This window comes from Streptomyces sp. NPDC093546 (assembly GCF_044765045.1).
Classification (GTDB): Bacteria; Actinomycetota; Actinomycetes; order Streptomycetales; family Streptomycetaceae; genus Streptomyces.
Window position 1 is genome coordinate 524,048 of sequence record NZ_JBIWJG010000001.1, and the last position, 21,542, is coordinate 545,589.

General features: G+C 71.8%; 18 protein-coding genes. 15 read left to right on the forward strand and 3 right to left on the reverse strand.

Translation table 11 applies throughout. From position 1 onward, the window contains the following. The first annotated feature begins 221 nt into the window (after positions 1-221). Together ACIRNI_RS02295 and thiD are read left to right on the forward strand one after the other, a co-directional pair. Positions 222-1,184, forward strand: coding sequence for a thiamine-phosphate kinase (locus tag ACIRNI_RS02295; protein ID WP_355356306.1), 963 nt, complete (start codon positions 222-224; stop codon positions 1,182-1,184). Then, complete coding sequence (thiD, locus tag ACIRNI_RS02300) at positions 1,181-1,996, forward strand: bifunctional hydroxymethylpyrimidine kinase/phosphomethylpyrimidine kinase (protein WP_403547544.1); 816 nt, start codon at positions 1,181-1,183, stop codon at positions 1,994-1,996. The genes ACIRNI_RS02295 and thiD overlap by 4 nt, the downstream gene beginning before the upstream one ends. 86 nt (positions 1,997-2,082) lie before the next feature. On the opposite strand, the gene rpmB is transcribed toward thiD, so the two are convergent. Further along, positions 2,083-2,268, reverse strand: a complete 186-nt coding sequence (gene rpmB / locus ACIRNI_RS02305) for a 50S ribosomal protein L28 (RefSeq protein WP_064070327.1) — start codon at positions 2,266-2,268, stop codon at positions 2,083-2,085. A 246-nt stretch (positions 2,269-2,514) separates the two neighbouring features. Between rpmB and ACIRNI_RS02310 the strand changes: the two genes are divergently transcribed. The 9 genes from ACIRNI_RS02310 (at position 2,515) to mutM (ending at position 12,600) form a co-directional block, all read left to right on the forward strand. Further along, entirely contained in the window at positions 2,515-4,149 is a 1,635-nt protein-coding gene (locus ACIRNI_RS02310) for a DAK2 domain-containing protein (protein WP_403547546.1), read from the forward strand. Positions 4,150-4,195: 46 nt separating this feature from the next. Next, the gene (locus ACIRNI_RS02315; protein WP_403547548.1) at positions 4,196-7,402 is read left to right on the forward strand and encodes a helicase-related protein; all 3,207 of its coding nucleotides are present in this window, start codon (positions 4,196-4,198) and stop codon (positions 7,400-7,402) included. A gap of 69 nt (positions 7,403-7,471) precedes the next feature. After that, positions 7,472-8,056: a 16S rRNA (guanine(966)-N(2))-methyltransferase RsmD gene (gene rsmD / locus ACIRNI_RS02320; RefSeq protein ID WP_403547550.1), complete on the forward strand. Its 585-nt coding sequence runs from the start codon at positions 7,472-7,474 to the stop codon at positions 8,054-8,056. Between the two features lie 26 nt (positions 8,057-8,082). Then, complete coding sequence (coaD, locus tag ACIRNI_RS02325; RefSeq protein WP_403547552.1) at positions 8,083-8,562, forward strand: pantetheine-phosphate adenylyltransferase; 480 nt, start codon at positions 8,083-8,085, stop codon at positions 8,560-8,562. Between the two features lie 99 nt (positions 8,563-8,661). Then, a complete protein-coding gene (locus ACIRNI_RS02330; protein ID WP_403547554.1) occupies positions 8,662-9,738 on the forward strand; it encodes a cell division initiation protein in 1,077 nt (358 codons plus the stop codon). A 198-nt stretch (positions 9,739-9,936) separates the two neighbouring features. After that, the gene (locus ACIRNI_RS02335) at positions 9,937-10,542 is read left to right on the forward strand and encodes a YceD family protein (protein ID WP_403547556.1); all 606 of its coding nucleotides are present in this window, start codon (positions 9,937-9,939) and stop codon (positions 10,540-10,542) included. 2 nt (positions 10,543-10,544) lie between these two features. After that, on the forward strand, positions 10,545-10,718 hold the full coding sequence (gene rpmF / locus ACIRNI_RS02340; protein WP_030496967.1) for a 50S ribosomal protein L32: 174 nt from the start codon (positions 10,545-10,547) through the stop codon (positions 10,716-10,718). A gap of 8 nt (positions 10,719-10,726) precedes the next feature. Then, entirely contained in the window at positions 10,727-11,638 is a 912-nt protein-coding gene (gene rnc, locus ACIRNI_RS02345; RefSeq protein ID WP_403547558.1) for a ribonuclease III, read from the forward strand. A gap of 101 nt (positions 11,639-11,739) precedes the next feature. Further along, positions 11,740-12,600 (forward strand): bifunctional DNA-formamidopyrimidine glycosylase/DNA-(apurinic or apyrimidinic site) lyase, encoded by an 861-nt coding sequence (gene mutM / locus ACIRNI_RS02350; RefSeq protein ID WP_403547560.1) that lies wholly within the window; start codon positions 11,740-11,742, stop codon positions 12,598-12,600. Positions 12,601-12,650: 50 nt separating this feature from the next. Here the strand turns inward: mutM and ACIRNI_RS02355 are convergent, their stop codons facing one another. Next, positions 12,651-13,511, reverse strand: coding sequence for a CAP domain-containing protein (locus ACIRNI_RS02355; protein WP_403547562.1), 861 nt, complete (start codon positions 13,509-13,511; stop codon positions 12,651-12,653). 121 nt (positions 13,512-13,632) lie between these two features. Here ACIRNI_RS02355 and ACIRNI_RS02360 point away from each other — a divergent pair, with 121 nt between their 5' ends. The 4 genes from ACIRNI_RS02360 to ACIRNI_RS02375 all read left to right on the forward strand — a co-directional run bounded on the left by ACIRNI_RS02360 (position 13,633) and on the right by ACIRNI_RS02375 (position 19,981). After that, positions 13,633-13,914 carry an acylphosphatase gene (locus ACIRNI_RS02360; RefSeq protein ID WP_403547563.1) on the forward strand — a complete coding sequence of 94 codons (282 nt, stop codon included), beginning with the start codon at positions 13,633-13,635 and terminating at the stop codon, positions 13,912-13,914. Between the two features lie 403 nt (positions 13,915-14,317). Next, entirely contained in the window at positions 14,318-14,533 is a 216-nt protein-coding gene (locus tag ACIRNI_RS02365; RefSeq protein ID WP_355356281.1) for a hypothetical protein, read from the forward strand. A gap of 249 nt (positions 14,534-14,782) precedes the next feature. Then, positions 14,783-18,349 carry a chromosome segregation protein SMC gene (gene smc, locus ACIRNI_RS02370; protein WP_403547565.1) on the forward strand — a complete coding sequence of 1,189 codons (3,567 nt, stop codon included), beginning with the start codon at positions 14,783-14,785 and terminating at the stop codon, positions 18,347-18,349. Between the two features lie 198 nt (positions 18,350-18,547). Next, positions 18,548-19,981 carry a sugar porter family MFS transporter gene (locus tag ACIRNI_RS02375; RefSeq protein WP_403547567.1) on the forward strand — a complete coding sequence of 478 codons (1,434 nt, stop codon included), beginning with the start codon at positions 18,548-18,550 and terminating at the stop codon, positions 19,979-19,981. 92 nt (positions 19,982-20,073) lie between these two features. Here the strand turns inward: ACIRNI_RS02375 and ACIRNI_RS02380 are convergent, their stop codons facing one another. Continuing rightward, positions 20,074-21,525, reverse strand: coding sequence for a cytosine permease (locus ACIRNI_RS02380; RefSeq protein WP_403547569.1), 1,452 nt, complete (start codon positions 21,523-21,525; stop codon positions 20,074-20,076). Positions 21,526-21,542 lie beyond the last annotated feature (17 nt).

A 21,542-nucleotide genomic window follows, 5' to 3' on the forward strand; every position in this document is an offset into this window, starting at 1 on the left:
TCCAGGGCGGCCACGAGGATCTTGTGGAAAGAGAAAGGGACGCCACGGTACCGCGTCGCCGCGGGCCGCGGGGAGACCTGCGCGGCCGGTGGCGTGCACGGTCGGCGTACAGGCACGGAACAGTTGACGGTCTACTTGACCTACGTGACGGTACCGAGAGCGATGACGGGTCGCGACCCGTCGCACGGTGCGTCCGCGACGACATGGAGAGGTGAACCTCGGTGAAGGGCACTGTCGGAGAGCTCGGCGAGTTCGGGCTCATCAGGGAGCTCACCTCCCGGCTCACCTCCACCCCGGCGGTACGGGTCGGGCCGGGCGACGACGCCGCGGTCGTGGCCGCGCCCGACCGGCGCGTGGTGGCCAGCACGGACATCCTGCTGGAGGGACGGCACTTCCGCCGCGACTGGTCCACCGCCTACGACGTCGGCCGCAAGGCCGCCGCGCAGAACCTCGCGGACATCGCCGCCATGGGCGCCGTACCGACCGCGCTGCTGCTCGGCCTGGTCGTCCCCGCCGAACTCCCGGTGACCTGGCCCACCGAGCTCATGGACGGCCTGCGCGACGAGTGCCAGGTCGCGGGCGCGGCCGTGGTCGGCGGCGACGTCGTACGCGGCGACACCATCACCGTCTCCATCACCGCCCTCGGCGACCTGCGCAACCACGAGCCGGTCACCCGCGGCGGCGCGCAGCCCGGCGACGTCGTCGCGTACACCGGCTGGCTCGGCTGGTCGGCGGCCGGTTACGCGGTCCTCTCGCGCGGCTTCCGCTCCCCGCGCGCCTTCGTCGAGGCGCACCGGCGCCCCGAACCGCCCTACCACGCGGGCCCCGCGGCGGCCGGGCTCGGCGCGACCGCCATGTGCGACGTCAGCGACGGGCTGATCGCCGACCTCGGCCACATCGCCGAGGCCAGCAAGGTGCGGATCGACCTGCGTTCCGGGCTCATCGACATCCCGACCCAGATGAACGACATCGGCCAGGCCGTCGGCGTCGACCCCATGCAGTGGGTCCTCACCGGAGGCGAGGACCACGCGATCGTCGCCACGTTCCCGCCGGACGTGAAGCTGCCCGCGCGCTGGAAGGTGATCGGCGAGGTGCTCAACCCCTCCGCGCTGCCCCAGGTGACCGTCGACGGCGCGCCCTGGCACACCCAGGGCGGCTGGGACCACTTCGGGGAGGGCGAGTGACCTCCCGGGCCTCCCGCGCGCTCCCGAACGTCCTGACCGTCGCCGGATCCGACTCCGGCGGCGGCGCCGGCATCCAGGCCGACCTGAAGACCATGCTGGCGCTGGGCGTGCACGGCATGAGCGTGATCACCGCCGTCACCGCCCAGAACTCCCTGGGCGTGCAGGGCGCCTGGGAGCTGCCCGTGGAGGCGGTACGCGCCCAGTACCGCAGCGTCGTGGACGACATCGGCGTCCAGGCCGTGAAGACCGGCATGCTGGCGTCCGCGCCGCTGGTGGAGGCGGTGGCGGAGCTGCTGGCCGGGACGGACGCGCCCGTGGTCGTCGACCCGGTGGGGGTCTCCAAGCACGGGGACTCCCTGCTGGCGGCCTCGGCCCTCGACTCCGTACGCACCAAGCTGCTGCCCGTCGCGACGGTGGCGACACCGAACCTGGACGAGGTCGCCCAGCTCACCGGCGTCACCGTCAGGGGCGAGGACGATCTGCGGCGGGCCGCCGCGGCGGTACTGGAGTACGGGCCGCGCTGGGCGCTGATCAAGGGCGGGCACCTGCCCGGAGCCGACGCCGACGCCGTGGACCTGCTCACCGACGGCTCCGAGGAGCACTGGCTGCGCGCCCCCCGGCACGACAACCGGCACACCCACGGCACGGGGTGCACGCTCGCCTCGGCGGTGGCGGCGGGCCTGGGCAAGGGCCTCGCGGTGCCCGAGGCCGTACGGGCCGCGAAGGAGTACGTGACCGGGGCCATCGCCGCCGGGTTCGCGCTGGGCGGCGGGATCGGCCCGGTCGACCACGGGTGGACCTGGCGGTCGTAGGAGTACGGCAAAAAGCCGGTCCACCGAGGTGGACCGGCTTTTCAAGGCAACCGCAGAGGCTGCGCTACGACGACACGTCGCCGGTATTAGCGCGAGACCTTGCCGGCCTTGATGCACGAGGTGCAGGCGTTGAGCCGCTTCGGCGTCCCACTGACCACGGCACGCACGCGCTGGATGTTCGGGTTCCAGCGACGGGACGTACGGCGGTGCGAGTGCGAGATGTTGTTGCCGAAGCCCGGCCCCTTGCCGCAGACGTCGCAGTTGGCAGCCACGGGTCACTCCAAAGACTTCAGATGCACTTACAGTGAAATCCGGCGAGCCGGAATCAGATCGGGTGACTGAAGTGGCGTTGCCGGGGGAACGGCCCGATTTTCATCGGGCAACCGGAGCAGCATACAACGGCTGCTTCGGTACAACGAAACTACCACGGCCCGCCCGGCCCCCGCGTGGGCCCCCGGGGCCGGACGGGGTCTACCCTGCGGTGCAGCCCCAGGCCGCAGCCAAGGAGGACCGCCCCGGTGCCGCAGACCCTCGACTCCACCGTGGTCCGTACCTGGTGCTCACTGGCGCTTCAGGCGCTCGGCCGGGAGCGCGAGGAGATCGACGCGATCAACGTCTATCCCGTCGCGGACGGGGACACCGGCACCAATCTCTACCTCACCGTCGAATCCGCCTCCCAGGCGGTGGACGCCGTCTTCACCGCGATCGCCGCGCCCGACTTCGGCGATGCCGTACGGGCCATGGCGCACGGCGCGCTCATCGGGGCGCGCGGCAACTCCGGGACGATCCTGGCGCAGCTGCTGCGCGGCATGAGCGAGGTGCTGGCCGAGGGCCGTGACGGGGATCACCTGGCGCGGGCGCTGCGCCGGGCGGCCGCCTCCGCGCGGCAGGCCGTGGCCCACCCGGTCGAGGGCACGATCCTGAGCGTGGCCTCCGCGGCGGCGGACTCCACCCTTCCGGGCGGCGCGGACGGGGCTGAGGGCGCGGCCGCCCCGGACGGCGCCGACGTGGTGGCGGTGGCGCGCGCCGCGTACGAAGGGGCGCGTACGGCGCTGGAGCGCACGCCCGCGCAGCTCGCCGTCCTGGAGCGCGCCGGCGTCGTCGACGCGGGCGGGCGCGGGCTGGTCGCGGTGCTGGGGGCGCTGGTCGAGGCGGTGTCGGGGCAGCGGGTGCCGGGGCGGACGCCCACGCGGCACGCACGCGGCCCCCGGGCGGCCGTGGTGCCGGACCCGGAGCCCTGCCCGGCGGGCGGCCCCGCCTTCGAGGTCATCTACCTCCTGGAAGCGGACGACACGGCCGTGGCGCGGCTCCGCGGCCGGCTGGACGCGCTCGGCGACTCCCTCGTCGTGGTCGGCGGCGACGGCCTGTGGAACGTCCACGTCCACGTCGACGACGCGGGCGCGGCCGTGGAGGCCGGCGTCGAGGCGGGACGCCCGTACCGGATCCGGATCACCCACTTCGGTACGCAGGCCACGCAGGCGCCCGAGCGCGCGGGGCGCGCCGTCGTCGCCGTCCTGCCCGGCGAGGGCCTCGCGGCGCTCTGCGCCGAGGCGGGCGCGACGACCGTACTGGCCCGGCCCGGGGAACCGCCCGCCAGCGGGGAGCTCCTCGACGCCATCCGCCGGGCCCACGCGCGCGAGGTGGTCCTCCTGCCCAACGACGCGGAGCTCCGGCACACCGCCGCGGCCGCCGCCGAGCAGGCCCGCGCGCAGGGCATCCGGGTCGCGCTCGTCCCCACCCGCGCCGCCGTCCAGGGCATCGCCGCCCTCGCCGTGCACGAACCGGACCGCCGCTTCGACGAGGACGTCGTCGCGATGACCGCCGCCGCGGGCGCCACCCGCTACGGCGAACTGGCCGTCGCCGAGCACCAGTCGTTCACCTCGGCGGGCGTCTGCCAGGCCGGGGACGTCCTCGGCCTCATCGACGGCGACGTGGCCGTCATCGGCCACGACGTGGCCGCCACGGCCGAGACGGTCCTGGACCGCATGCTCTCGGGCGGCGGCGAACTGGTCACCCTGGTCGTCGCCGAGGACGCCCCGGACTGCCTCGCCGGCCGCCTCGAAGCCCACGTCCGCGAAACGCACCTGGCGGTCGACACGGTCACCTACTCCGGCGGTCCGCAGGCGCCGCTGCTGCTGATCGGCGTCGAATAGCGCGTCCGTCCACAGGTGTGCCCGCCTGTCAGTGGTGTGGTGTGCAATGGGAGACGTGTCAGCCCTCGACGAACCACTGAAGAAGCAGCTCGGCGCCGCCACCGCCAAGGTGATGGCCGAGCACCTCGACCTGCACACCGTCGGCGACCTGCTGCACCACTACCCGCGGCGGTACGCGGAGCGCGGCGAGCTCACCACACTCGCCGACCTGCCGCTGGACGAGCACGTCACCGTGGTGGCCCGCGTGGCCGACGCGCGCCTGCTGACCTTCAACAGCGCCAAGGGGCGCGGCCAGCGGCTCGAAGTGACCATCACCGACGGCAGCGGCCGCCTCCAGCTGGTCTTCTTCGGCAAGGGCGTCCACAAGCCCCACAAGGACCTGCTGCCCGGCACCCGCGCGATGTTCGCCGGCAAGGTCTCCGTCTTCAACCGCAAGACGCAGCTCGCCCACCCCGCGTACGAACTGCTGCGCGGCGAGGACGGCGAGAGCGCCGTGGACAGCTGGGCCGGGGCACTCATCCCGATCTACCCGGCCACCACGAAGCTGGAGTCCTGGAAGATCGCCAAGGCGGTCGACGCGGTGCTGCCCAGCGCGGCGGACGCCGTCGACCCGCTGCCGCCCCGGCTCCGCGAGGGCCGCGGGCTCACCGCCCTGCCGGACGCCCTGCGCAAGATCCACCGGCCGCGCACCAAGGCGGACGTCGCCGAGGCCCGCGACCGGCTCAAGTGGGACGAGGCGTTCGTCCTCCAGGTCGCCCTCGCCCGCCGCCGGTACGCCGACACCCAACTGCCCGCCGTGGCCCGCAAGGCGGCGCCCGGCGGCCTGCTGGACGCCTTCGACGCCCGGCTGCCGTTCACCCTCACCGAGGGCCAGGAGAAGGTCTCCCGCGAGATCTTCGACGACCTGGCCACCGAGCACCCCATGCACCGCCTCCTCCAGGGAGAGGTCGGCTCGGGCAAGGCACAGCCCCTCGACGCCCTCGTGCTGACGCCGAGCGGCTTCCGGAAGATGGGCGAGATTTCCTCGGGAGACGAGGTGGTGGTGCCGTCGGGCGAGATCGCCGTCGTGAACGGCGTCTTCCCACAAGGCGAGCGAGACGTCTGGCGGCTCGTGCTCTCCGACGGAACGTCCGTCGAATGCGACGAAGAACACCTGTGGATCGTTGGTACGAGCTGCGGATGGCACCGAGGCCAGCAGCCCAAAGTCATGACCACCCGAGAAATCCGGGAGGACATGTTCAAGGCCAACGGCGCATCCAAGTGGTATCTCCCCGTGGCCGCTCCGGTGGACCTCGACTGCGGTGCGACCCTTCCACTCGAGCCCTACTTGCTGGGTGTCCTTTTGGGAGGCGGATCATTCCGGCACAACCTGCGACTCGCCGGCCTCGACCAGGAGATCATCGAAGACGTCAGAGCAATGATCGCACCTGGGTGTGACCTGGTGCCCGTCCCTGGATCTTCCTGCGATTACACCCTTCGCATGGCCGCGCCCAGGGGCGGAACCCCCAGGAATCCCGTGATCGATGCCCTGCGCCATCTCGGATTGTGGGGCCTGACCTCGCACGAGAAGTTTGTGCCCGACACGTACAAGAACTCATCGATCAAGGACCGCGTCGCGATCCTGCAAGGCCTCATGGACACGGACGGCACCCTCCAGGCGGACGGCATGAGCACTTCCTTCTGCTCGGCATCACGAAGGTTGGCGGACGACGTGGCGTGGCTGGTGCGGTCCCTGGGAGGGCGCGCACGGGTTCTGCGGAAGAAGGACGCCTTCAACGTCTCGGTGGCGTTGCCCGAGGAGTACGTGCCGTTCAGGCTGTCTCGCAAGGCGGACCGAATGACACCTCGACCGAAGTACAACACCTTCCGTCGAGGTGTCCGCGCTGTCGAATACGTGGGCAGAAAGCCAGTCCAGTGCATCAGCGTCGCCCACCCGAGCCACGCGTACGTCACAGACAACTTCACTGTCACGCACAACACGATGGTCGCCCTGCGCGCCATGCTCGCCGTCGTCGACGCGGGCGGCCAGGCGGCCATGCTCGCCCCCACCGAGGTCCTCGCCCAGCAGCACCACCGGTCCGTCACGGAGATGATGGGCGACCTCGCCGAAGGGGGGATGCTGGGCGGCTCGGACCAGGGCACCAAGGTCGTGCTGCTCACCGGCTCCATGGGCGCCGCCGCCCGCCGCCAGGCGCTGCTGGACCTCGTCACCGGCGAGGCGGGCATCGTCATCGGCACCCACGCGCTGATCGAGGACAAGGTCCAGTTCCACGACCTGGGCCTGGTCGTCGTCGACGAGCAGCACCGCTTCGGCGTCGAACAGCGCGACGCCCTGCGGGGGAAGGGCAAGCAGCCCCCGCACCTGCTGGTCATGACCGCCACGCCCATTCCGCGCACGGTCGCGATGACCGTCTTCGGCGACCTGGAGACCTCCGTCCTCGACCAGCTCCCGGCCGGCCGCTCGCCGATCGCCAGCCACGTCGTCCCGGCGGCCGACAAGCCGCACTTCCTCGCCCGCGCCTGGGAGCGGGTGCGCGAGGAGGTGGAGAACGGCCACCAGGCGTACGTCGTCTGCCCCCGGATCGGCGACGACGAGGATCAGCCCAAGAAGAAGTCCCCGGAGGACGACGCGGAGAAGCGCCCCCCGCTCGCCGTCCTGGAGGTCGCCGACCAGCTCGCCAAGGGCCCGCTCGCCGGACTGCGCGTCGAGGTCCTGCACGGCAGGATGGCGCCCGACGACAAGGACGCCGTCATGCGCCGCTTCGCCGCCGGCGAGGCCGACGTCCTGGTCGCCACCACCGTCATCGAGGTCGGCGTCAACGTCCCGAACGCCACCGCCATGGTCATCATGGACGCCGACCGCTTCGGCGTCTCCCAGCTCCACCAGCTGCGCGGCCGCGTCGGCCGGGGCTCCGCCCCCGGCTTGTGCCTCCTGGTCACCGACATGCCCGAGGCCAGCCCGGCGCGTCAGCGCCTCGCCGCCGTCGCCTCCACCCTCGACGGCTTCGAGCTCTCCCGCATCGACCTCGAACAGCGCCGCGAGGGCGACGTCCTCGGCCAGGCCCAGTCCGGCGCGCGCTCCAGCCTGCGCATGCTCGCCGTCATCGAGGACGAGGAGATCATCGCCGCCGCCCGCGAGGAGGCCGCCGCGGTCGTCGCCGCCGACCCGGACCTGGAGCACCTGCCGGAGCTGCGCACGGCGCTCGACGCGCTGGTCGACAAGGAGCGGGAGGAGTTCCTGGAGAAGGGCTGACCCGTGCGGATGCGGGCCGAGCCCATATCGTGGAGACACAGACCACCAGGGACGACGACAAGGACCGAGATGACCCGCGTGATCGCCGGCGTGGCCGGCGGACGCCGCCTGGCGGTGCCCCCGGGCCAGGGCACCCGCCCCACCTCCGACCGGGCGCGCGAGGGCCTCTTCTCCACGTGGGAGGCGCTCCTCGGCACGCTGGAGGGCATCCGGGTCGCCGACCTGTACGCCGGCTCCGGCGCCGTCGGCCTGGAGGCCCTCTCGCGCGGCGCGGCCCACGCCCTGCTCGTGGAGGCCGACGCCCGGGCCGCCCGCACCCTGCGGGAGAACGTCCGCGGCCTCGGCCTCCCCGGCGCCGAGCCCCGCCACGGCAAAGCCGAACAGATCGTGACGGGACCGGCGCCGACACTGCCGTACGACGTGGTCTTCCTCGACCCGCCCTACGCCGTCGCCGACGACGATCTTGGGGAGATACTCCTCACACTCCGCGCTCAGGGCTGGCTCGCGGCCGATGCGCTCGTCACCGTGGAGCGCAGCACCAGAGGCGGGGAATTCCCCTGGCCGGACGGTTTCGAGCCGCTGCGGTCCCGTCGCTACGGCGAGGGAACGTTTTGGTACGGTCGCGCCGCCTCTCCGTGCGAAGACGCACGATGACCGGACCTGGGAGCGAGGGACTTCAGTTGCGCCGCGCAGTCTGTCCGGGGTCGTTCGACCCCATCACCAACGGACACCTCGACATCATCGCCCGCGCCTCCAAGTTGTACGACGTCGTGCACGTCGCGGTGATGATCAATCAGTCCAAGAAAGGGCTGTTCACCGTCGAAGAGCGGATGGACCTCATCCGCCAGGTGACGACCGATTACGGAAACGTCCAGGTCGAGTCCCACCACGGCCTCCTCGTCGACTTCTGCAAGGAACGTGACATCCCCGCGATCGTCAAGGGCCTGCGCGCGGTCAGCGACTTCGACTACGAGCTCCAGATGGCCCAGATGAACAACGGCCTCTCGGGCGTCGAGACCCTCTTCGTGCCGACCAACCCGACGTACAGCTTCCTCTCCTCCTCCCTGGTCAAGGAGGTCGCCGCCTGGGGCGGTGACGTCTCGCACCTCCTCCCCCCGGTGGTCCACGAGGCCCTCGTGCGGCGCCTGCGCGGGCAGTGAGCGGCTGACGGCCCGTCACCCGCTGTCGGGTCGGCGCCGACTGGCCGTACAGTCGACCCGTCCGTCTCCAACCCGGCTGTAGAGAGTGGCGAGCACACGGTGGACGTGCAGAAGAAGCTCGACGAGATCGTCGAGACGGTCAGGAACGCCCGTTCCATGCCCATGTCGGCCTCCTGCGTGGTCAACCGCGCCGAGCTGCTCGCGATGCTCGAAGAGGTCCGCCAGGCCCTGCCCGGCTCCCTGGCCCAGGCCGAGGAGCTGATCGGCGGCCGCGAGCAGCTCGTCGAGCAGGCCCGCGCGGAGGCCGAGCGGATCATCGAGGCCGCCCACGCCGAGCGCGGCTCGCTGATCTCCGACACCCAGATCGCCCGGCAGTCCCAGGAGGAGGCCGACCGCATCCTCGCCGAGGCCCGCCGCGAGGCGGAGGAGATCCGCGCCGAGGCCGACGACTACGTCGACTCCAAGCTCGCCAACTTCGAGGTCGTCCTCACCAAGACCATCGGCTCCGTCGACCGCGGCCGCGAGAAGCTCCTCGGCCGAGGAGCCGCGACCGGCCCCGACGGCGAGGCGTACGGCGACGACGACGCCCCCGAGTACAGCGCCGACCCGCAGACCCTGATCCACCGTGCCGACGCCTACGTCGACGCCAAGCTCGGCGCCTTCGAGGCGGTCCTCTCCAAGACCCTGGAGGCCGTCGGGCGCGGCCGCCAGAAGCTGCACGGCCGGATCGCCACCGACGAGCTCGGCGCCCACATGGCGGCGCAGGACGCGGCCGGCTTCCCCCAGCAGCGGCACACCAGCGACGCGGACTACCTGGCCGGCCTCGCCGAGCTCGCCGACCCCGAGCCCGCCCGCCAGCAGCCCGTGGCGGCCTCCGCGCCGCACGTCCCGGCGGCCCCGGCCCTGACGCCCGACCCGTACACGTACGTGCCTCAGAGCGCGCCCCAGGAGGCGTACGGCTACCAGCAGGACCCGTACGCCGGCTACCCGCAGCAGGGTGGCTACGATCAGGCGTACGCCGACCCGTACGCGTACGGTCAGCACGGCCAGCAGCAGTCTCAGCCGCAGCCGGTGCCGGACGGCGGCCAGCAGGCGGCCGCGCTCGACGAGACCAGCTTCTTCGACACGAGCATGATCGACCTGGAGCAGCTGCGCCGGTACGAGCAAGGCCGCTGAGCGGCCCGCGGACCCGGAGCGCACTGCCCCGGATTGGGCTGTGAGCGAAGCGTCAAGTATCCTGGCTCTTCGGTCGCGAGTACATCCGCGATTCGGCGTGCCCGCACCGGCCTCGGCCGTGATGCCGGGCCGCCCCCCAGACGATTTCCGAAAGCAGGAAGAGCCCTGAGTACGCGCCTCGACCACCGCAACCCCCTCGTGTTCGACACGCACGAGCTGGGGCGGCGTCCTGGTGCCCTCCAGCGGCTCTCCCGCTCGGTCCAGGCCCCCGCCGACCTCGGCATCGCCGACGTCATCGGCGTGCCCGTGGGCTCGCCGGTCGAGCTGGAGCTCCGCCTCGAGTCCGTCATGGAAGGTGTGCTCGTCACAGGCACCGCCCGTGCGCGAGCCGAGGGGGAGTGCGTAAGGTGTCTGGAGCCGCTGCACCAGGACGTTGTGGCGGACTTCCAGGAGATGTTCTCGTACCCCGACACCGATGACCGGGGCCACCGCAAGGGGGCCGCGGACGACGATGCCGAGGACGACGAGGACATGACCCCCCTCGAGGACGGCATGTTCGACCTCGAGCCCGTGCTGCGTGACGCGGTGGTGCTCGCACTGCCGCTGCAGCCGGTGTGCCGGGAGGACTGTGCCGGTCTGTGCCCCGAATGCGGGGCCGGCCTGAACGACGACCCGGACCACCACCATGACGCCGTCGACATCCGTTGGGCGGCACTGCAGGGACTCGCCGATTCACTCGGGACCGGCGAGAAGGACAACATGAGCGGCGCCGAACCGGGCGTCGACGAGAAGCAGGAGAAGTAGCCGTGGCTGTTCCGAAGCGGAAGATGTCGCGCAGCAACACGCGCCACCGCCGGTCGCAGTGGAAGGCTGCGGTCCCCACCCTGGTTTCGTGTGAGCGTTGCCAGGAGCCGAAGCAGCAGCACATCGCGTGCCCCAGCTGCGGCACGTACAACAAGCGCCAGGTCCTCTCGGTCTGAGCGGGCTGGTGAGAGGCACCGTGTCTAGCCACAAAACGGCGGATGACGCCAAGAAGCAGGCGGAGAACACGGCCTCGTCCCACACGCTTCTGGAAGGGCGGCTCGGGTATCAGCTCGAGTCCGCCCTTCTGGTGCGTGCGCTGACCCACCGTTCGTACGCGTACGAGAACGGCGGTCTGCCCACCAACGAGCGCCTGGAGTTCCTCGGGGACTCCGTGCTCGGCCTGGTGGTCACGGACACGCTGTACCGCACCCACCCCGACCTGCCCGAGGGCCAACTGGCCAAGCTGCGGGCCGCGGTGGTCAACTCGCGTGCGCTGGCGGAGGTCGGCCGCGGCCTCGACCTGGGCTCCTTCATCCGGCTGGGCCGGGGAGAAGAGGGCACCGGGGGCCGGGACAAGGCTTCCATCCTCGCCGACACCCTCGAAGCGGTGATCGGTGCGGTCTATCTCGACCAGGGCCTCGAAGCGGCGTCCGAGCTGGTGCACCGGCTCTTCGACCCGCTGATCGAGAAGTCCTCGAACCTCGGCGCCGGCCTGGACTGGAAGACCAGCCTCCAGGAGCTGACCGCGGCCGAGGGCCTCGGCGTTCCGGAGTACCTGGTCACCGAGACCGGACCGGACCACGAGAAGACCTTCACTGCTGCTGCCCGCGTCGGTGGTGTCTCGTACGGCACCGGCACCGGCCGCAGCAAGAAGGAAGCGGAGCAGCAGGCCGCGGAGTCCGCCTGGCGGGCCATCCGGGCCGCCGCGGACGAGCGGGAGGCGGCGGCGAAGGCCGCGGCCGAATCCGGCGGTGACTCCGCTTCCGGTTCCGGCGGCGACTCCGCTTCCGGCTCCGGTTCCGACTCCGAAGAGGCCGCCGACACCTCTTCGGTCCCCGAAGCCGCGCACACCACGGCGAACTCGGCCACGGCCTGAGCCGCTGCACCTGCTGCACGCTTCTGCCCCCGTCGCACCGTCCCCACGGTGCGGCGGGGTTTCCCCATATCCCCCTCCACATCTCCCACCGGAGGTTCCCAGTGCCCGAGCTGCCCGAGGTCGAGGTCGTACGCCGCGGCCTGGAGCGCTGGATCAGCGGGCGGGCCGTCCGTGAGGTGGAGGTGCTGCACCCCCGTGCCGTACGGCGGCACCTGGCGGGCGGCGAGGACTTCGCGGCCCGGCTGAAGGGGCACCGCTTCGGTGTCGCCCGGCGGCGCGGGAAGTACCTGTGGCTGCCGCTGGAGGAGACCGACGCGTCCGTGCTCGGGCACCTGGGCATGAGCGGGCAACTGCTCGTCCAGCCCGAGGACGCCCCGGACGAGAAGCACCTCCGGATACGGATCCGCTTCGACGATGCCCTCGGCACCGAGCTCCGCTTCGTCGACCAGCGCACCTTCGGCGGGCTCTCGCTCCACGAGAACACCCCCGAGGGGCTGCCCCAGGCCATCGCGCACATCGCCCGCGACCCGCTGGACCCGGAGTTCGACGAGGCCGCCTTCCACACCGCGCTGCGCCTGCGCCGTACGACGGTGAAGCGGGCCCTGCTCGACCAGTCGCTGATCAGCGGCGTCGGCAACATCTACGCGGACGAGGCGCTGTGGCGCTCCCGGCTCCACTACGACCGCCCCACCGCCACTCTCACCCGCCCCCGCTCGGCCGAGCTCCTCGGCCACGTACGGGAGGTGATGACGGCCGGGCTCGCCGTCGGCGGCACCAGCTTCGACAGCCTGTACGTCAACGTCAACGGCGAGTCCGGCTACTTCGACCGCTCCCTGGACGCGTACGGCCGCGAGGGCGAGCCGTGCCGGCGCTGCGGCACCCTGATGCGCCGCCGCCCCTGGATGAACCGGTCCAGCTACTACTGCCCCCGCTGCCAGCGACCCCCGCGCACCGTCTCCTGAAGCGCGCGGGCACTGAGCAGCCTCAGCAGGCTCACGAGCCTTAAGGAGCCTCAGAAGCCGAAGTCCTGCGTCCACCACGGGCCGCCCGCGGCGAAGTGCACGCCGACGCCGAGCGTCTTGTAGTCGCAGTTGAGGATGTTGGCGCGGTGGCCGTCGCTGTTCATCCAGGAGTCCATGACCGCCTGGGCGTCGGACTGGCCGCGGGCGATGTTCTCGGCGGCGAGCCCCGACACGCCCGCCTGCGCGGCGCGGTCCCACGGGGAGTCCCCGTCCGGGTCGGTGTGCGAGAAGAAGTTCCGCTCCGCCATGTCCAGGCTGAACGCCCCGGCCAGCGACGACAGCTCGGCGTCGGGGCGGACCGGGCTGCAGCCGACCTTGGCGCGCTCGGCGTTGACGAGGCTCAGCACGGCCGCCTCGGCGGCCCGCTCCTTGCTCGCCAGGCGGGAGGCCGTGGAGCCCTCGACGGCCCCTTGGGACGCCGCCGTGGCCTCACGGGTGGGACTTGCACTCTTCGGCCGCGCCCGCTCCGTGGACTTCGACGGCTCGGGGGCCTTCGTCGGCTTCGACGGCGTGGACGACGGCTTGGTGGGGGTGGGCGTCGGCTTCGCCGTGGGCTTCTTCGACGGCGCCTGAGGCCGCTCGGCGCTCCGGCTCGTGCTGGGGCTCGTGCTCGGGCTCGGGGAGGCCGACGCGCGACCGGTGGGCGTGGCGCTCGCCCCGCCCTGGGTCAGGAGCTCCGGGCCCCCCGTGCGTATGTGCTCGGCGGACGGGCCACCGCCCACCTTGTACGTGTCTCCGCCCGGCAGCAGGCCGGAGGCGACGGCGACGGCGCCCACCGCCATCGCGGCGGAGGCGCCGAGCAGACCGGTGCGTACGGGGACCACGGCCCGCTTCTTCCGGTGGCGTCCCATCTGCTCTGCCTTCCTGATGACTAACTCACCCGAATGGGTGAGGCTCATTGCGTCGGGACTGTACGCCATGACGCGTGGGGGAGAAGTGCTCGCCGAGCAATTCGCCGGTTAGCGTGCAGCCATGAATGATCACGTAAGGCTCACCGCCTGGGTGCGCGGCCATGTACAAGGAGTGGGCTTCCGCTGGTTCACCAGGGAAAACGCATTGCGCATCGGTGACCTCACCGGATTCGCCTCGAACCTCGACGACGGGAGGGTCCAGGTGGTGGCCGAAGGGCCGAGTGAGAATTGCCACCAATTGCTGCAGTGGCTCTCCGCCGGCGACACACCCGGCCGTGTTGACGGAGTCACTGAGATCTGGGCCACGCCGCGCGGCGGTTACGACGGCTTCGAGATCCGCTGACGAGCGTCTGGCGATCTTGGTCCGGGGGCGCCGGGGCCCACCACGGCCCCCGGGCACGGAGTGCCGCGCGTCCCCTCGGACGGGGAAAAGTGCCTGGTGGTTGCCAAGAATGGCGCCGCGTGCCAGGCTGCGCGGACAACGAAGATCGACACGCCCCCGAGGCCACCGCGCGCGAGGCGCCGCCGCAGCATCCGCGGCCGCAGACCCCCCGGTTGGCCCTTGATGCGGGGCGTGATCGTGTTGACCGTCAAACTTTTTGGTGAGACTCTGGAAGCCCCGCGCACCTTAGCTGTTTGGCAGTGGGAACCGCAGCGGCACCACGCACTGCTGCCGGAACCGCGGGTGCGAACCCTCACGACCCACACCGCTTCGGTCGGTCACTCAGTGTGGAGGACCATCCATCATGGCAAAGGCGCTTCTCGGTTATGTCGGCGGTTCCGACCCGCGACTTCTCGCCGAGATGCGGCGGCTTCAGCAGCGCGTCCAGGACCTGGAATCCGAGCTCGTACGGATCCAGTCCGAGAACGACGCGCTGAACGCAGCCGCCGCGAACAGCGGCGAGTCGTTGCTCGACGGCATCGACATCGACGTATCCAAGGCGGAGCCTGCGCTCACCTGACCACAGCCCCCACGGGCAGGTGAGAAACACTCTCCCGAGATATGCGAGATATGCAAGGGACGCTTCTACGGCGTCCCTTCTTTCTTTTCTGCCCCATGAACCCCTGGCACCCCGTGTCCCCCAGGCTCCCCGGGCACCCCGTGCCTCCCGGGTGCCCCGTGTTCATCTGCCGTATCCCCTCTCCTTACGGTCTGGTCTGCCCTTCGTGTTCATGGGTCAAACGAAGGACGCCCGGTAGAGTCCGGGGGCGTGCACCTCAAGGCCCTGACCCTGCGCGGTTTCAAGTCATTCGCCTCCGCCACCACCCTGCGGTTCGAACCGGGCATCACGTGTGTCGTGGGACCGAACGGTTCGGGCAAGTCCAATGTGGTGGACGCCCTCTCCTGGGTCATGGGCGAGCAGGGCGCCAAGTCGCTGCGCGGCGGAAAGATGGAGGACGTCATCTTCGCCGGCACCACCGGGCGACCGCCGCTGGGCCGCGCCGAGGTGTCCCTCACGATCGACAATTCCGATGGCGCGCTCCCCATCGACTATGCCGAAGTCACCATTACGCGGATCATGTTCCGCGGCGGCAGCAGCGAATACCAGATCAACGGCGACACCTGCCGGCTGCTGGACATCCAGGAACTCCTCAGCGACTCCGGTATCGGCCGGGAAATGCACGTGATCGTCGGGCAGGGCCAGCTCGACTCCGTGCTGCACGCCGACCCCATGGGACGGCGGGCCTTCATCGAGGAGGCCGCGGGCGTCCTCAAGCACCGCAGGCGCAAGGAGAAGGCGCTGCGGAAGCTCGACGCGATGCAGGCCAACCTTGCCCGCGTCCAGGACCTCACCGACGAGCTGCGGCGCCAGCTCAAGCCCCTCGGCCGGCAGGCCGCCGTGGCGCGGCGGGCCGCCGTCATTCAGGCCGACCTGCGCGACGCGCGGCTGCGGCTCCTCGCCGACGACCTCGTACGCCTGCGGGAAGCGCTGCGGACCGAGCTCGCCGACGAGGCCGCGCTCAAGGAGCGCAAGGAGCGGGCCGAGGCCGAGCTCAAGACCGCCCTGAGTCGCGAGGCGGAGCTGGAGGACGAGGTGCGCAGGCTCGCCCCCCGGCTCCAGCGCGCCCAGCAGACCTGGTACGGGCTGTCGCAGTTCGCCGAGCGGGTGCGCGGCACCGTCTCGCTGGCCGACGCCCGGGTGAAGAGCGCCACCGCGCCCCCCGTGGAGGAGCGGCGCGGCCGCGACCCCGAGGACCTGGAGCGCGAGGCCGCCCGCGTGCGCGAGCAGGAGGCGGAGCTGGAGGCCGCGCTGGAGGCGGCCCAGCGGGCCCTGGAGGACACCGTCGCGCACCGCGCCGACCTGGAGCGGGACCTCGCGGCCGAGGAGCGGCGCCTGAAGGACGCGGCGCGGGCCATCGCCGACCGGCGCGAGGGCCTGGCCCGGCTGTCCGGGCAGGTGAGCGCCGCCCGCTCGCGCGCCGCCGCCGCGCAGGCCGAGATCGACCGGCTGGCCGCCGCCCGCGACGAGGCCCGCGAGCGCGCGGCCGCCGCCCAGGAGGAGTACGAGGCGCTCCAGGCCGAGGTCGACGGCCTCGACGCGGGCGACGCCGAACTCGCCGAGCGCCACGAGGCCGCCCAGCGGGAGCTCGCCGACGCGGAGGCCGCGCTCACCGCCGCCCGCGAGGCCGCCACCGCGGCGGAACGCAAGCGCGCCGCCACCCAGGCCCGCCACGAGGCCCTCGCCCTCGGGCTGCGCCGCAAGGACGGCACCGGCGCGCTGCTCGCCGCCACCGACCGCCTGGCCGGGCTGCTGGGCCCGGCGGCCGAGCTCCTGACCGTGACGCCCGGCCACGAGGTCGCGGTCGCCGCGGCCCTGGGCGCCGCCGCCGACGCGCTCGCGGTCCGCGACCCCGCGACGGCCGCCGACGCCATCCGGCTGCTGCGCAAGCAGGACGCGGGGCGGGCCGCCCTCCTCATCAACCGCACGGCAGCGTACGCGCCCGAGCCCCCGGTTCCCGGCGGGACGCGGGTCGCCGACCTCGTCCAGGGGCCCGAAGGGCTCGTCGCCGCCGTGCGCAGGCTCGTGCGCGGAATGGTGGTGGTCGGCACCCTGGAGGACGCCGAGGACCTGGTCGCGGCGCACCCCGACGCGGTCGCCGTCACCGCCGAGGGCGACGTCCTCGGGGCGCACTTCGCGCACGGCGGCTCCGCCGGGGCGCCCAGCCTCCTGGAGGTCCAGGCCTCCGTCGACGAGGCCGCCGCCGAACTGGCCGAGCTGGCCGTACGGTGCGAGGAGCTCGCCGCCGCGCAGACCGAGGCGGCCGAGCGGCGCCGCGCCGCGGCCGCCCGAGTGGAGGAGCTCGGCGAGCGGCGCCGGGCCGCCGACCGGGAGAAGTCCCAGGTCGCCCAGGCGCTCGGGCGGCTCGCCGGCCAGGCCCGGGGCGCCGCGGGCGAGGCCGAGCGGACCGCCGCGGCCGCCGCCCGCGCCCAGGAGGCCCTGGAGAAGGCGACCGAGGAGGCCGAGGAGCTCGCGGAGCGGCTCGCCGTCGCCGAGGAGGCGTCCCCCTTCGGGGAGAGAGGGGACGAGGAGCCGGACACCTCCGTACGCGACCGGCTCGCCGCCGACGGCGCCAATGCCCGCCAGACCGAGATGGAGGCCCGCCTCCAGGTCCGTACGCACGAGGAACGGGTCAAGGGTCTCGCCGGCCGCGCCGACTCCCTCGACCGGGCCGCCCGCGCCGAACGCGAGGCCCGCGCCCGCGCCGAGCAGCGCCGCGCCCGGCTGCGCCACGAGGCCGAGGTCGCCACGGCCGTCGCCTCCGGCGCCCGGCAGCTCCTCGCGCACGTCGAGGTCTCCCTCGTACGGGCCGAGCGGGAACGGGCCGCCGCCGAGTCCGCCAAGGCGGCGCGCGAGCAGGACCTGTCGGCCGCCCGGGCCCGGGGCCGCGAGCTGAAGGGCGAGCTCGACAAGCTCACCGACTCGGTGCACCGCGGCGAGGTGCTCGGCGCCGAGAAGCGGCTGCGGATCGAGCAGCTGGAGACGCGGGCGCTGGAGGAGCTGGGCGTGGAGCCGGCCGTCCTCGTCGCCGAGTACGGGCCCGACCAGCCGGTGCCGCCCTCCCCGCCCGCCGAGGGGGAGGACCTGCCCGACGATCCGGAGCATCCGCGCAACCAGCCCCGGCGTTTCGTCCGCGCCGAACAGGAAAAGCGCCTGAAGACGGCCGAACGGGCGTACCAGCAGCTCGGGAAGGTGAATCCGCTCGCCCTTGAGGAGTTCGCGGCGCTGGAGGAGCGCCACCAGTTCCTCTCCGAGCAGCTTGAGGACCTGAAGAAGACGCGTGCCGATCTTCTTCAGGTGGTGAAGGAGGTGGACGCACGCGTCGAGCAGGTCTTCACGGAGGCGTACCGGGACACGGCCCGCGAGTTCGAGGGCGTCTTCTCCCGCCTCTTCCCCGGCGGCGAGGGGCGGCTGGTCCTCACCGACCCCGACCACATGCTCACCACGGGCGTGGACGTCGAGGCCCGCCCGCCCGGCAAGAAGGTCAAGCGGCTGTCGCTGCTGTCCGGCGGGGAGCGGTCGCTGACCGCGGTCGCCCTCCTCGTGTCGATCTTCAAGGCCCGGCCCAGCCCGTTCTACGTGATGGACGAGGTCGAGGCGGCGCTCGACGACACCAACCTCCAGCGGCTGATCCGGATCATGCAGGAGCTCCAGGAGAGCTCACAGCTGATCGTGATCACGCACCAGAAGCGGACCATGGAGGTCGCGGACGCCCTCTACGGCGTCTCCATGCAGGGCGATGGCGTGTCCAAGGTGATCAGCCAGCGTCTCCGCTGAGTTGTCTTCAAGTCATGAACGCAAGTCGACACGCCGTCCGGTCAAATTCACAGACCTTCAACCCTTGACTTCGAAACTTGAAGGCATAGTCTCTGCAACGTTGCTTTTACCTTCAAGTGGTGGGCGGCGTCATGTTGTGCGCCACTGGAAGGGCTCGCCCCCCATGCTCGGCGACGCTGCCGGGCCCAGGAGTTCACCGTGACCAGCACCGCCCAGCCACCCGCCGCCCAGCCACCGGCGTCGGGAGCCCGCGAGGCCCACCCCGACCACCTCGGCCATGTCATCTTCATCACGGCCGCCGCCGCGATGGGCGGCTTCCTCTTCGGCTACGACAGCTCCGTCATCAACGGCGCCGTCGAGGCCATCCGCCACCGGTACGAGATCGGCTCCGGCACCCTCGCGCAGGTCATCGCGATCGCCCTGATCGGCTGCGCCATCGGCGCCGCCACCGCCGGCCGGATCGCCGACCGCATCGGACGCATCCGCTGCATGCAGATCGCCGCGGTGCTCTTCACCGTCAGCGCCGTCGGCTCGGCCCTGCCGTTCGCGCTCTGGGACCTCGCCATGTGGCGCGTCATCGGCGGCTTCGCCATCGGCATGGCCTCGGTGATCGGCCCCGCCTACATCGCGGAGGTCGCGCCGGCCGCGTACCGGGGACGGCTCGGCTCCTTCCAGCAGGCCGCCATCGTCATCGGCATCGCCGTCTCCCAGCTGGTCAACTGGGCCATCCTCAACATGGCCGACGGCGACCAGCGCGGCGAGATCGCCGGCATCGAGGCCTGGCAGTGGATGCTCGGCGTGATGGTCGTCCCGGCCGTGCTGTACGGCCTGCTCTCCTTCGCGATCCCCGAGTCGCCGCGCTTCCTGATCTCCGTCGGCCGCCACGACCGCGCCAAGGAGGTCCTCGCCGAGGTCGAGGGCAAGGGCGTCGACCTGGACGCCCGCGTCGCCGAGATCGAGACGGCCATGCGCCGCGAGCACAAGTCCAGCTTCCGGGACCTGCTCGGCAGCCGCTTCGGCTTCCTGCCCATCGTCTGGGTCGGCATCGGCCTCTCGGTCTTCCAGCAGCTCGTCGGCATCAACGTCGCCTTCTACTACTCGTCCACGCTGTGGCAGTCGGTCGGCGTCAACCCGGAGAGCTCGTTCTTCTACTCCTTCACCACGTCGATCATCAACATCATCGGCACCGTGATCGCGATGGTCCTGGTCGACCGCGTGGGCCGCAAGCCGCTCGCCCTCGTCGGCTCCGCCGGTATGGCGATCGCCCTCGCCTTCGAAGCGTGGGCCTTCTCCGCGGACCTCGTCGGCGGCAAGCTGCCGGAGACCCAGGGCGTCGTCGCCCTGATCGCCGCCCACCTCTTCGTGCTCTTCTTCGCCCTCTCCTGGGGCGTGGTGGTCTGGGTCTTCCTCGGCGAGATGTTCCCCAACCGCATCCGCGCCGCGGCCCTCGGCGTCGCAGCCTCCGCACAGTGGCTCGCGAACTGGGCCATCACCGCGAGCTTCCCGTCCCTGGCGGACTGGAACCTCTCCGGCACGTACATCATCTACACGATCTTCGCCGTGCTCTCCATCCCCTTCGTACTCCGGTACGTCAAGGAGACCAAGGGCAAGGCGTTGGAGGAGATGGGCTAATCCCCGCTGCCCCTCTCCTCAGCAACGAGACTGCCCCGGCTCGTCCTCCGAAGGACCGAGCCGGGGCAGTACGTTTTCAGCCCCCGAGGGGCTCAGGCGGAGGCCGCGGCCCGCTCGCGCTCCTGCTCCTCCGCCGCCCCGGCGGGAGCCGCCGCGGCGGCGCGCGGCAGCACGGCGTACAGCACCGCCGCCACCACGATCGTCACGAGCCAGCCCAACCCGTTGCGGCCGATCCAGGAACCGGCGAGCGGCCCGGCGAACCAGTCGACCTTCGTGAAGGCCAGCCCCACCAGCAGCGCCACACCCCACGCCGCCATGGCCTGCGGGGCGAAGCCGCCCCGGTACCAGTAGGCGCTGGTGCGGGTGGTGTCCATCAGCGCCTCGCCGTCGTACGTACGGCGGCGCAGCATGTCGACGCCGAAGACGCCGATCCACGCCGAGAACGCCACCGCCAGCAGCGTCAGGAAGGAGATGAACGAGCCGATGAAGCTGGTCGCCACCACCATCAGCAGGAAGCCGAAGACCAGCGAGATCACCGCGTTCACGCTGACGGCCCAGGCGCGCGGCACCGTGATGCCCAGCGTCTGCGCGGTGAAGCCCGCCGAGTACATCGACATCGAGTTGATCAGCAGCATGCCGATGAGGGCGATGATCAGGTACGGCACCGAGATCCAGGCCGGCAGCAGCTCGCCGATGAACGACACCGGGTCCTGCGCGGACGCCAGGTCCGGCGTGGACACCGCCATCACCGCGCCCATCAGCACCATCGGCAGCACCACGATCCCGGCGCCGCCGACCGTGGAGCCGACGACCGCCCGGTTCGACGCCGTACGCGGCAGGTAGCGGGTGAAGTCCGGCCCGGAGGGCACCCAGCTGATGCCGCCCGCCGCGATCGTGCCGATGCCCGCGATCAACATCGCCGTCGACCCGGCCGGCTTGTCGAAGACCGCGGCCCAGTCGGTGTTGGCGACCAGATAGACCAGCACCAGCACGGAGAAGGCGCCGAAGAGGTACGTGGACCACGTGCTGCACACGCGCAGCGCGGTGATGCCGAGCCCCGACACCACGAAGGTGGCGGCGACGAAGAACAGCAGGGTGACGACGATCAGCGGAGTGCTGCTCTTCACGCCGAACAGCAGGTCCAGCACGGTCAGCACGGCGTACGCGCCGGTGACCGCGTTGATCGTCTCCCAGCCCCAGCGGGCCACCCAGATGAGGGAGCCGGGGAAGAGGTTGCCGCGCTGGCCGAAAACCGCCCGCGACAGCGCCATGCCGGGCGATCCGCCCCGCTTGCCCGCGATCGAGATCAGGCCGACGATCCCGTACGACAGGAGGGGCGCGGCGAGCGCGACGACCAGGACCTGCCAGATGTTCAGGCCGTTGAAGACGATCAGACCGGCGCCCATGGTGAGCAGCAGCACACTGATGTTCGCGGCCACCCAGGTGGGGAACAGCTCCCGGACATGGCCGGTGCGCTCCCCGTCGGGGACCGGCTCGAGGCCGCGGGTCTCTATCGCGCCTTCGGACGCGGAGGCGTGGGGCATGGGTCAGCTCCGGGCAG